This window comes from Pseudalkalibacillus sp. R45 (assembly GCF_052246725.1).
GTDB lineage: Bacteria > Bacillota > Bacilli > Bacillales > Fictibacillaceae > Pseudalkalibacillus.
Genome location: NZ_JBQQCL010000023.1, coordinates 42520 through 53154, shown reverse-complemented (window position 1 = coordinate 53154; position 10635 = coordinate 42520). Strand labels below are relative to the sequence as shown.

The 10635-nt window shown below is 43.8% G+C and carries 13 protein-coding genes; 1 reads left to right on the top strand and 12 read right to left on the bottom strand.

Annotation, left to right across the window (positions count from 1 at the left end):
- Positions 1–368 precede the first annotated feature (368 nt).
- Positions 369–566: a hypothetical protein gene (locus ACTWQL_RS22525; RefSeq protein WP_443144615.1), complete on the top strand. Its 198-nt coding sequence runs from the start codon at positions 369–371 to the stop codon at positions 564–566.
- Positions 567–606: 40 nt separating this feature from the next.
- On the opposite strand, the gene ACTWQL_RS22520 is transcribed toward ACTWQL_RS22525, so the two are convergent.
- The 12 genes from ACTWQL_RS22520 to ACTWQL_RS22465 form a co-directional block, all read right to left on the bottom strand.
- Positions 607–915, bottom strand: a complete 309-nt coding sequence (locus ACTWQL_RS22520; protein WP_443144614.1) for a hypothetical protein — start codon at positions 913–915, stop codon at positions 607–609.
- Positions 915–2579 (bottom strand): transglutaminase domain-containing protein, encoded by a 1665-nt coding sequence (locus ACTWQL_RS22515; RefSeq protein WP_443144613.1) that lies wholly within the window; start codon positions 2577–2579, stop codon positions 915–917. The genes ACTWQL_RS22520 and ACTWQL_RS22515 overlap by 1 nt, the downstream gene beginning before the upstream one ends.
- Before the next feature lie 86 nt (positions 2580–2665).
- On the bottom strand, positions 2666–3997 hold the full coding sequence (locus tag ACTWQL_RS22510) for a VWA domain-containing protein (RefSeq protein WP_443144612.1): 1332 nt from the start codon (positions 3995–3997) through the stop codon (positions 2666–2668).
- A gap of 39 nt (positions 3998–4036) precedes the next feature.
- Positions 4037–4333, bottom strand: coding sequence for a hypothetical protein (locus tag ACTWQL_RS22505; RefSeq protein ID WP_443144611.1), 297 nt, complete (start codon positions 4331–4333; stop codon positions 4037–4039).
- 22 nt (positions 4334–4355) lie between these two features.
- On the bottom strand, positions 4356–4667 hold the full coding sequence (locus tag ACTWQL_RS22500; protein ID WP_443144610.1) for a hypothetical protein: 312 nt from the start codon (positions 4665–4667) through the stop codon (positions 4356–4358).
- Positions 4668–4688: 21 nt separating this feature from the next.
- The gene (locus ACTWQL_RS22495) at positions 4689–5900 is read right to left on the bottom strand and encodes a hypothetical protein (RefSeq protein WP_443144609.1); all 1212 of its coding nucleotides are present in this window, start codon (positions 5898–5900) and stop codon (positions 4689–4691) included.
- Between the two features lie 49 nt (positions 5901–5949).
- Positions 5950–6678 carry a hypothetical protein gene (locus tag ACTWQL_RS22490; protein ID WP_443144608.1) on the bottom strand — a complete coding sequence of 243 codons (729 nt, stop codon included), beginning with the start codon at positions 6676–6678 and terminating at the stop codon, positions 5950–5952.
- A gap of 5 nt (positions 6679–6683) precedes the next feature.
- Complete coding sequence (locus tag ACTWQL_RS22485) at positions 6684–7064, bottom strand: TadE/TadG family type IV pilus assembly protein (protein ID WP_443144607.1); 381 nt, start codon at positions 7062–7064, stop codon at positions 6684–6686.
- A gap of 12 nt (positions 7065–7076) precedes the next feature.
- Positions 7077–7289: a hypothetical protein gene (locus tag ACTWQL_RS22480; RefSeq protein ID WP_221569141.1), complete on the bottom strand. Its 213-nt coding sequence runs from the start codon at positions 7287–7289 to the stop codon at positions 7077–7079.
- A 123-nt stretch (positions 7290–7412) separates the two neighbouring features.
- Positions 7413–8354: a type II secretion system F family protein gene (locus ACTWQL_RS22475; RefSeq protein ID WP_443144606.1), complete on the bottom strand. Its 942-nt coding sequence runs from the start codon at positions 8352–8354 to the stop codon at positions 7413–7415.
- A gap of 4 nt (positions 8355–8358) precedes the next feature.
- Positions 8359–9291 carry a type II secretion system F family protein gene (locus ACTWQL_RS22470; protein ID WP_443144605.1) on the bottom strand — a complete coding sequence of 311 codons (933 nt, stop codon included), beginning with the start codon at positions 9289–9291 and terminating at the stop codon, positions 8359–8361.
- Complete coding sequence (locus tag ACTWQL_RS22465) at positions 9288–10628, bottom strand: CpaF family protein (protein ID WP_443144604.1); 1341 nt, start codon at positions 10626–10628, stop codon at positions 9288–9290. The genes ACTWQL_RS22470 and ACTWQL_RS22465 overlap by 4 nt, the downstream gene beginning before the upstream one ends.
- Positions 10629–10635 lie beyond the last annotated feature (7 nt).

The following is a 10635-nucleotide window of genomic DNA, read 5'->3' as shown; positions in this document are numbered from 1 at the left end:
CGTCGGTTCACATCCTCAAGTACATCTTGGTACTATCCGGTGTTCACCTTCCTTGCTTCCTCGAACTTCTTGCTACTAAATTTTTTGAGCATCGTTTGATTGCTCATTAATGTAAAACTTAAAAATTAATCAGGGTTCTTTTTAAAAAGACCCGTTTCACGCTTGGCTTTTGTTCAGTTTTCAAAGAGCTTGTTTCCCTTTTAGAAGGGCGTTTTTTCGCCTCTGTCCCGAAGCGACTTAACTAATATATCATCTAACATATATGCGGTCAACCATAAATGCAAAAAAACTTTCAAAAGGATTTTTAAGCTTGTTAGTGAAATAGATTATATAGTAAAAAAGTGCTGTATAAGGAAAAGGAGGCAATCATGTATCGGATCTTCTATTTAGTTATTTTCCTACTGTCCTTTTACGGGTTTTTGCAACTGATTAAATTGGTCTTCAACGCCTTTGTTCCGTATAGTTCTATGGCGGATATCGTACATATTTGTTTAGCCATCATCGTCGGCGTACCGTTTTCTTCTTTCATTGCTGGATGGCTGACACCTTTCAAGCCAGAAAAATAGCCCCTATAACTAGAGGAGGCTATTTTTCATGGTTATTTTTTCAGAAATCCCCTCTTAAATACCAGACAAACATCAAACCTCCAACCGTGACGTCAATCCAGAGTAGAGTCTGCCTGATGACTTTTCCATTGATTACACTGCCATTACGACTTCGCACTTCAATTAATGTAACCATAAAGGCAGATAAAACGACTAAACCGATCACCCAGTTAAACCACCAAGGTCTGACCACCATCCTATAGATCCCGTTACCAACATGTTCAGATGTAAAGTATACTGCACAAAAACCACTAATGATTCCTACCGCGTACCAAATGATTTGCATGATTCTCCATTGTTTATCGGTCATCAGTACTGGATGTCCTCCCGGCTGTGATCCTTATCAAATTCTTTTGGGTCCTGATCAAAATATTTATCAGTATATTTCTTTACGAATTTGTCGTCTTTCAAGTATCCAGAGCCCCATGTCGGGTCCATCAGAAGCCATTTTCCATCGACTTTCGTCTCTACCCATGCGTGCCTTGCAAAGGAGAAGGTCGCTCTACCTGTCACCATCCTCGCTTCCATCCCACTCGCCCGTAACAAAGCAATCGTAAGATACGAATAATCTTCACAGACCCCCGTTTTTTCATTCAATGTTTTTAAAGCACTGTCATCGAATTCGAACGACTCGTTGTTCAGCTTGTCGACGTCATAGGTCACATTCTTCGCTACATATTCATAGACCGCTTTCGCTTTTTCCTTTTCATCTGTTATACCGTTAGTCAGTTCTCCTGCTAATGTTTCGATTTCAAGGTGGTCAGATTGGATGCCTTTTGATGGGAGAAGGTTCCTTTTGTCTTCTGCTGTTCCTTTCAGCATGAAGTTCGCCAAACCTGTGAAACTCCTGTAATCACCGTTCGAACGTTCAAAATCTGGCGCAAACACACTTACCTCATATTCTCCCGGCCCGAATCGAAGGAAGACCTCTCCATCAAACTTGTAATCTTCCACCGGGATGCTGTACATAGCCTCGTCTTCCCCTTTCTTGGTGCTGACGAATACAACCTCTGTCTGATCAGCATATGGAGCATCCGGATCGAGTTCCCCTTTAATCGGATAGGAGAGTCCTGCTTCTTCTCCACCTACTTTCGGATGAGTAAGGGAATATCCTAGTTTTTGATAAACCTTTGAATATTTGATCGCTGAATAGGTCTTATCAGATTGATTATCTACGAGTATAGATGCAGCTTCCTGATAAAAATTGTCTTTATCTTCAGCAGGGGTCATGATCGTTGCTTTATGGACACCTTTCCCGTAAAAGAGCGGAATCTCTTCGGTAAACCTCCCATTTTCCACAGGAACCATAACTTTAGAAGATTCGCCTTCTTTCTCGACAGTCACCATAATCATTTTTGCATCTTTTATAGTGCCATTCAGAGTAAAAAATTCTTCCTCTTCAAAGAACCCGCTGATTGAATCATCAAGCTTCAGTTCATGGGTTAATGCAGGACTCCTCATCAATACGTCCCTTATCACTTCAGGGTTTACATTCGTCACTTCAAATTCGGCAATCCCTCTAAAGAAATCTTCTTTTCGCTCATGGGGCAGATTGACTGTAACTTCATACTTGCCTTTTCCGTTAAAAAGCTGAACTTTTTGCATGAACTTACCATCTTTTATCGGCGTGAAATATTGGAAATCCCTTTTCCCGTCTGGTCCTTCGTTTTCACTGCGAACCTCAATCAATACATTTTGAGAGGAAAATTTACTTGTATCTTCAACTTCACCTTTTACCGTAAAAGTAGAATTCGCATAAAAGGAATTGTATTTCGGGGAAGACAATGTGGCACCGAACTCATCTGCGTAGCCGCTGAGTTTGATCTTTTCAGAATCTTTTTCCTTGTTTTTCTCTTCTGCTAATGCCGTGTATTCATCCTTTGGCTCTTCTTTTTTATCTGCAGAAAATTGCGGGCTGCACGCCGATAGAATCAACAGCAAAGCCAGTAAAATACAACTCAACTGGTTTTTCATTCTAGGTTCTCCTCTCCACTTTAAGAGATCGTCACACTGAAGGGCTGAACCGTTCAAATGGTGTCAGCCCTCTGAGGATTTGTCTTCTATTCTTGTTTTTTCTCTTCCAGTTCTTCACGTGCTTTGTCACGGGAATCTTCTACTTCTTTTAAGAGTTTATCTTTACGTTCCTGGCTGTAACTTTCCATAATTTCTTTTCTTTCTTTGATCATGTCAGTCAAATCGGTGTACGCTCCCTTTTTCAACTTTTCATGATCGTATAGTAGATTGATATATCGTTTCAATAAACCATATTCTCTTTGTGTGATACCTATGAATCGATCGTGGATCTTCCGAAGTTCACTGCTCTGTTCCGAATACCATGTATTGATATCAATTCCTGTTTTCGCTTCATTGATATCTTCATCTATATTTTTCTTGACGTCACCGATCATATCATCAAGGGTTTTATTCAGGTCTGTTTTTGAATTGACGTCTTTATACTCTCCGCCGCCTGCAGCAGCCGTTTCTTTCAATTGTTTTTGACCTTTTGTATCCACATTGAATCCGATCACATTTACCGTCACGTCCAAATCAGATTCATGTATTTCTTTTGCAGCCTTAACCGGGTCCCCGTCGCAAGTCTCTATTCCGTCACTGATAATGTAGATGATATTTTCAACGTCATCTCCAACTTCGTTAAAATCGTCTTTAGCAAGTTCGAGCGAGGTGGCGATTGGCGTCCAACCAGAAGGTTTGAAATCATTGAGCGCATCCTGAAATTTCCCTTCCTCATATGGATTTAATGGGTAAACCAATTCACTGCTGTCACAGGAAACCTTTTTATCCTTATCTTCACTGCTCCCTTTATGGCCATAGACACGCAGTGCTATCTTCGTATTGGGATCCGTATTCCCTGTAACTCGATTCAAAGCTGATTTCGCAAGATCCATTTTCACGCCGCCACTCACTTGTCCGGCCATACTTCCACTTGAGTCTAACAAGAACACGATGTTTTTTGGTTTTTCCTCTTCTGCTCGTTCACCAGGGGATTTATATTCGGAATCGAAAGCATCATACATTTCAGCTGGTTTTTTATATGGAAATCCAACTTTTGCAATGATGAAATCATAAGCTTGATCCACGGACAAATCACCAGGAAGTGCCTTGACTTCATCATTTAACTTCTTATCCATTTCTTCTGCATCAATACTTTCAAGGTCTTCAACTTCTTGAATGAATTCTACTAATTCCCCAGGTCCTTGTTCGATGATTCCTTCTGCATCCTTTGCAGCTTCAGGATAATTGAATTTCTCTTCTTGCTTTTCCTCAGGGTCTTCTTTTTCCTTCGTTTGTTCACCATTGCTTTCATTCGAGCATGCTGCGATAACGAATAATACTATGAAAAATAGCACGTGTACACGAAGTGAACGTAACATGGTTCCCCTCCCTGGTTCTCTATAGGATATGTATTGGTTTTAGTAAAAATTGATTCCTAACAATAGACCGTAAAAAAGCGACGTCCACAACAAAGCTTGTAAAAAAATGCTTTTATTGACCGCAAAGGCTTCTCTCTTTTTGGCGAGATGCCCTACAACAAAAAGGAAGACTCCGATTACGGATAATCCGAATAACACATACATCCATGGAGTTGGATGGACCATCACCAATTTGTCATCTTGAATTTCGCTTGTCATGACGAACATCGTTACGATCATCAGTATGGCAGCACCACCTGATGTCCACTGGAATATAGCCCATCCACGCTTCTCCATAACTCTCACTCCATGTAATCAGTTAATTGAAATCTCCACGTAAATACCAAATAAACATTAATCCACCGACAGTGATCGCAATCCATAGGAGCGTTTGTCCAATCACTCTGGCATTGACCACGCCACCATTTCTGCTGCGTACCTCAATCAACACAACAGTAAAAATAGACATAAGAACTAAGCCTATAACCCAATTAAACCACCAGGGTCTTTCAACCATCCTTCTGACGCCGTCCCCTACAGGTTCAGAGGTGGAGTACACCGCAAACAACCCGCCACCTATAGCAATTACATAACAGAAGATTTGAAGTATTCGCCAAGATTTATTACTCATAAATTACCCCTTGTGTTAGCATTATTTATTACTGTTCGAACCAATTTTCTCCAGGTTGTTTGAAAGCAAATCACTCAATTGCTTTTTCGTAAATTCATACGTATTGCTCAAAGCGTTGCTGTTCACATATTTGGTAACTAGTGAATCAGGCAACACAAATGTTAAGCCTACTGCGGAACCGATTAAGAAATCCATCGCAGTGGCATCACCTTTGAAAGATTGCATAGCCACGTTCGAAAACCCACCTAATGCAATACTCCCAGCAATAGGAGCTGCCACGGTGCGAATTGACCGGAAAGAATTCAAGATTCCCTTTGTCAGTCCATAACCTAATGGTGCTGTTGCAAAAGCAAATCCTGTGTCAAAGAGAATTTCACCAGTATTCCACTCACCAGTCAATGCAAAGTTTGCAACGTGAGAACCAAAAGTCACTAAAGCCGCTGGTCCTCCGACCTTCATCCATGCGGCTCCTAATCCTTTTGCAACTTGAAGTCCAGCTCTGAGTCCACTGCCGGTTGCAAATTTATTCAATACATAACCTAATCGCAGACCAGCCAGCTGACGGCCGGCGAAAATTCGAAGAGAGTTCGCTCCTGCTGCGAGTGCTCCAGTCGCTTGACCGACACCACCAAGTAACGCCCCTCCAGCTGACCAACCAAGTGCTCCTAAGAAACTGTAACTATCTGAGCCGCCATTCAACGCATAATAGAGCCCTCCGGCAATACCGGCTCCTATAATTGCAGCGATGGCCACGGGTGCAGAGATCACTCCGACGACAGCGATACCGACGACGACAGCTGCAACACCGACAAAAGCGAGTGATGATTTGACCCAGTCAGGTGTATTCGCCCAGACATCACTGGTCCAATTCGTAAAGTCATCCCAGCCTTGAGAGACTTTTTCTGTCGTCCAGTCCCAGCCTTCAGTAATTTTTTTACCTGTCCAGTCCAAAGCATTGTCGACTGCATCTACTGCAGGTTGAAAGAAATCACCGACATCCTCGACAACATCACCGGCTCCTTCCTTGAAATCATCCCACCAGCTGAACCAGCCGCCATCATCTTCTTCATCACTACTTCCAACACCATCATTCACAGTACGTGTCAAACCACTGTCATCATACTCGAATTTTCCGATGTTCGCATGCGCTTCTGACAACGGGATCAGAAACGCAAAAAAAGCGGCGACTAACGTCAATACAATTGTCTTCCTCCAATTGAGTTGATATACCATTTCATTTCCTCCCGAATTCTTCCCTAGCAACTGCACCCTTTGCCCTTTTCTAATCGCAAGCTATGTCGAGCCCCTTCGGTCGTTTGATCGTTGCAGATGCGTCAGCATCGATCCCCTCGAATAAGGAGTCATCAACAGTCACATAGCTGCCATCTTTTTCAGATTCTACAAAAATACTGAACTTGCTTTGATCGAATTGAACCTGAGCGTTTCGATCCGCACCATTTTTTTCTGCGTATTCATCAGCTGCTCTCCGGATACGTTCCATGTCGCCTTCAATGGCTGTACATGCCATGGAATTAAGTTCATCCTCATCATAAAAATACTTCAATGCTTCAACCGGATCGATTTCTGTACTTGGATCTTCAAGCCATTCTCGTAAACTAGGAGGCATCGTCACCTCTCTATATTTTTTCTCGATCTCCTTGATGATTGAATCCAAAAAAGAATCTTCATCTTGGGGCGGTTCTTCGTCTTCATCGCCTTCTCCGCTTTCATCTTCATCTGATTCAGCCTTTTCCTTTTCATCTTCAAAAAGTTCTCGTAGTTCTTCAAGTTCACTTTCAATTGCGGAAGTATATCGCTCTTCATAGATTTCTCTAGCTTCTTTTGCTGCAGCCAGCACCGCCGCGTCCGCACTTGTTTGACTGATTCGTTTTGAAATGAACACATTAAAGAAATCAAAAAACATGAAGCTTATGAAAATAGAGGCGATCAGCATACCGACAATCACGAGCAGCATGCCGTTCCCTCGTTCATTTTTGAGATGCTTTTTCATGTTCATCAATCCTTCAGACCTTCTTCAATCGGGATCGTCGCATCTGCGTCAAACGTAAATTCAAGACGACCTATGAACGGTATTGAAACGGTTGGGACATTAGATACTACTGTCACCGTAACCTCTTCGTCTCCTTTGTCTGTGTTTACACTCTGAAGGACCAGATTGCCCGCAGATCGTTCAGCCACCTTTTCAGCGTCTCCATCAACTGCTGCCGCCCGTGCTCCATCCCGAGCTGCTGCTTCTGTTACGACCACCGTATACGCCACAAGGGCCATCTGCCAGATGATCATCATCGCTAGAATGACCATAGGGAACACAGCGACGAATTCGATCAGCTGCGATCCCCGTTCATTTTTGACCAGTTTCCGGAATTTGTTCATCATCCATCACGCCGGTTACAGGCGGCCGATCAGTTCTGAAATCTTTTCAACGATGGCGTTCGCGATGCTGCTTCCATTTCCATCGACTGCTGTTGCCACTGCCGCCATCACGGCTAAGACGACGAGTCCAAGTGCCACCCACTCAAGAGCCTGGGCACCGCGTTCGTTATTAACGTATTTATTGACGACAGCTGTCATGTTCTCAACCATTTTTTTCATCTTCATCATGATAAAATCTCTCCTTTTGATTTTTTATAAAGAAATCTTGGCCAAGCCGTAGGCGTAGGTGAGCCATTAGTTGCGCTTATACTGAAAGTACTTTCTTTCAGTGTAAATGTATGTCAATCCTTCTTATTTAAAGAAGGTATCCAAACCGAATGCTTCTGGGTTATAAATGACGTTCAACGCGAGCAATCCAATGATCAGGAAAAACACGGCCGGAGCTACGAAAAACGTCGTGACAAGCGTGATTTGCGGGCTGGCTTTCGCTGCTTTTTCTTTTGCCTTGAACCCCCGCATTGCCCGTAGATCATCTGCCTGGATCTTGAAGGTTTGAGAAACCGGAACCCCAAGAGAAGACCCTTGCAATAACGAAGTGACCAGCATTTCCAGCTCTTTGGACGAATTACGGTTGATCAGGTTTTCATATGCAGTACGTCTTGGGACCCCGAGTTCGATTTCCCGATTGAACCGGTCGATTTCTTCGCTTAATGGGCCTCCCAGCTGCTTGGTCACTTGTTTCAATGCGCCATCAAGACTGACACCAGCCTGGAGCGTTACACTGACCGTATCCAGGAAATCGGGCATCATCGAACTGATTTGTTCCTGGCGATCACGGGCTTTCATCCACAACCATAGGTTCGGACCGAAAAATCCCGCTAACGGAAACAACACGATGGTCATAAGCCCGAAAGGCAGCCCAAGAAAGACATAGAGAATGGAAAACAACAAGGCGCTAAGTCCAAGGACGAATCGCAAGCCATAAAAGCTTTCAAGACTGAGTCCCATCGGATTCCCAGCTCTGACTAACAATTGCTCGTCTTTCTCCTTATCTGAAAAAAACGGGTATTTGATGCCGGTAGGTCCGGCATACTCTGCCGCTTTTACAATTGGGCCGGCCATTCTTTCTCTCAATTTTTTCCGTTTTCGCTGTTTGATTTCCGATACCTGCAAATGCGACATCAATCGCTGCTTTTTGCCTACATAAAGATAGACGAATACAAATCCGATCAATAGTAAGAGTAAGATCAGACTAAACAACAACACTGTATAAACGCTGAATTGTGGGCTCATTTTACTACACCCTTATCCTGGTAATCCGTTTAATGATGACAAATGCGATACTGATCATACCTGCAAATACGGCAAGTAGGATCAATCCGAATGTCGTGAAGATGACATTCAAGAAACCTTTGATGAAGAGGTTCATCATGACAGCCATCAACAATGGCATGATGACAAGGATATAAGCGATCGACTTGGATTCTGCCGTAACTGTTTGGATTTCCTTATAAACACGGGCTCGTTCTTCAAGCGTCGTCGCCATCAAATCCAAAACCTCCGCCAAATTCCCTCCGACCCTGCGTTGGATCAGGATCGTACTGACAAAAATATTGATCTCATTACTCGAAACCCGCTCCCTGAACCGGTTCATCACTTCATCAAGTCCGTCTCCCAAACGAAGCTGTTGGTCCATCTTCTTGAATTCAGGTCCGGATGGTGCTTTGATTTCATTTCCGACCATCTCAATTCCCTGAGGTATCGTCTGGCCTGCTTTTACTGCATTGGACATCATCCTGCAAATTTCCGGAAGCTGCTTGTTGAAGCTCTCGTTCCGCTTATTCTGCCTGGAGCTCAAATATAATTTGGATGCGAGCCAGGCAATGAGGTACGAAAGCAGAAAGCCCATAAACAGAATCAATCCAAGTACAAAATAACTGAAAAACCAGAGGACAGCGATCACCAAAATATAGATGCCCATGTATTCAGATGGCTGCAGCGGGATATTGGCCTGGATCAACTTTTTCTTCAAGTCCCGTGCAAGTTCCGAATAATCGAATTTGTCTCCAATTAGAAGGACGAAGCTTTTACGTTTCAGCTGTCCCGAGTCTTCAAACCACTCTTCCGCTCTTTTCGAGGTTTTCTGGACAGTGGTTAATCGTTTGAAATAATAGATTGCAAGAACAAAAGAGAAAAATGCGCCGCTTAAGAGTATCCATGCCCCTGTCATGCGAGTACACCTTCTGAGAACATCAATTCCGGGACTTCGATGCCAAAGGCTTTGAATCTTTCAAAGGCTTTCGGTACATATACGGTAGATTCAAAATGTCCTTTAACGCTGCCGTCTGACCGTACGCCGGTCCTTACAAACCGAAAGATATCCTTGATGACGATCTCCCCATTTTTCTCGAAGATCTCGGCAATGCTGACGATTTTCCTTTTTCCATCCGTCTGTCTTGATGTTTGGACGATCAGGTCCAACGCTCCGACAAAATAACCTCGGATGACATCGACCGTCAGTGGTAAGCCTGACATGATCACCATCGCCTCAAGTCTTCCCAATGCATCTTTCGGAGAATTCGCATGTACCGTCGTCAATGATCCTTCGTGCCCTGTGTTCATTGCTTGAAGCATATCGATTGCTTCCGAGCTCCTCACCTCTCCGACAATGATACGGTCCGGTCTCATCCTGAGGGCGTTTTTGACAAGCTGGCGGATGGTGACTTCCCCTTTTCCTTCCATATTTTCAGGTCGCGCTTCCATCCTGACGAGGTTGTCGTATGTGAATCGTAGTTCAGCCATATCCTCAATCGTGACGATCCGTTCTCCACGGGGAATCGAGTCTGACAAAACGTTGAGGAGTGTCGTCTTCCCGCTTCCGGTTCCGCCTGAAACGAGTATGTTCAGTTTCGCCTGGACCGCTGCCTTCAGGAATTCCCCCATCCGATCGGTGAATGAACCGAATTCCATCAAATCTTCCATTTTAAAAGGAGTTTTGTTGAATTTACGGATCGAAATCGAAGGACCATCCAAAGTAATTGGCGGAATGACCGCATTCACACGGCTTCCATCGAGCAAACGAGCATCGACCATTGGCGAACTCTCATCGATCCGCCGTCCTAAAGGGGCAATGATGCGATCGATGATATGCCGGATATGCTGATTATCCTTGAAACGGATATCGGCCGGTTCAAGTTTCCCCTCACGTTCGATATAAACCTCTCGCGGGCCGTTTACCATGATTTCTGTAATCGAGTCATCCTGCAATAAGGCTTCCAGCGGACCGTAACCTACTGACTCATTGATGATCTGGCTGATGATCTGATCCATCTCGCTTTGTGGAATGATGACCTTCTCTTCTTCGATCATCTGTTTTACCAATCGCTCGATCGTCTGCTTTCGTTCCTGGGGAGGCAATGTCGTGATCGATTCAAGGTTCGCTTCCTTAATCAGCCTGCTTTTATAATGGCGGACCCAGGATTCTTGCTGTTCCGATTCCACATCCCATCCATTTTCCTGCTTTCCATTCAATGGCGTTGTGTTTACTGCTTTTTGTAACCAGGACATCTTTTCA

Coding starts and splice junctions, on each gene's coding strand:
- ACTWQL_RS22525 (WP_443144615.1), top strand. CDS start 369: ATGTATCGGATCTTCTATTTAGTTATTTTCCTACTGTCCTTTTACGGG.
- ACTWQL_RS22520 (WP_443144614.1), bottom strand. CDS start 915: ATGACCGATAAACAATGGAGAATCATGCAAATCATTTGGTACGCGGTA.
- ACTWQL_RS22515 (WP_443144613.1), bottom strand. CDS start 2,579: ATGAAAAACCAGTTGAGTTGTATTTTACTGGCTTTGCTGTTGATTCTA.
- ACTWQL_RS22510 (WP_443144612.1), bottom strand. CDS start 3,997: ATGTTACGTTCACTTCGTGTACACGTGCTATTTTTCATAGTATTATTC.
- ACTWQL_RS22505 (WP_443144611.1), bottom strand. CDS start 4,333: ATGGAGAAGCGTGGATGGGCTATATTCCAGTGGACATCAGGTGGTGCT.
- ACTWQL_RS22500 (WP_443144610.1), bottom strand. CDS start 4,667: ATGAGTAATAAATCTTGGCGAATACTTCAAATCTTCTGTTATGTAATT.
- ACTWQL_RS22495 (WP_443144609.1), bottom strand. CDS start 5,900: ATGGTATATCAACTCAATTGGAGGAAGACAATTGTATTGACGTTAGTC.
- ACTWQL_RS22490 (WP_443144608.1), bottom strand. CDS start 6,678: ATGAAAAAGCATCTCAAAAATGAACGAGGGAACGGCATGCTGCTCGTG.
- ACTWQL_RS22485 (WP_443144607.1), bottom strand. CDS start 7,064: ATGATGAACAAATTCCGGAAACTGGTCAAAAATGAACGGGGATCGCAG.
- ACTWQL_RS22480 (WP_221569141.1), bottom strand. CDS start 7,289: ATGATGAAGATGAAAAAAATGGTTGAGAACATGACAGCTGTCGTCAAT.
- ACTWQL_RS22475 (WP_443144606.1), bottom strand. CDS start 8,354: ATGAGCCCACAATTCAGCGTTTATACAGTGTTGTTGTTTAGTCTGATC.
- ACTWQL_RS22470 (WP_443144605.1), bottom strand. CDS start 9,291: ATGACAGGGGCATGGATACTCTTAAGCGGCGCATTTTTCTCTTTTGTT.
- ACTWQL_RS22465 (WP_443144604.1), bottom strand. CDS start 10,628: ATGTCCTGGTTACAAAAAGCAGTAAACACAACGCCATTGAATGGAAAG.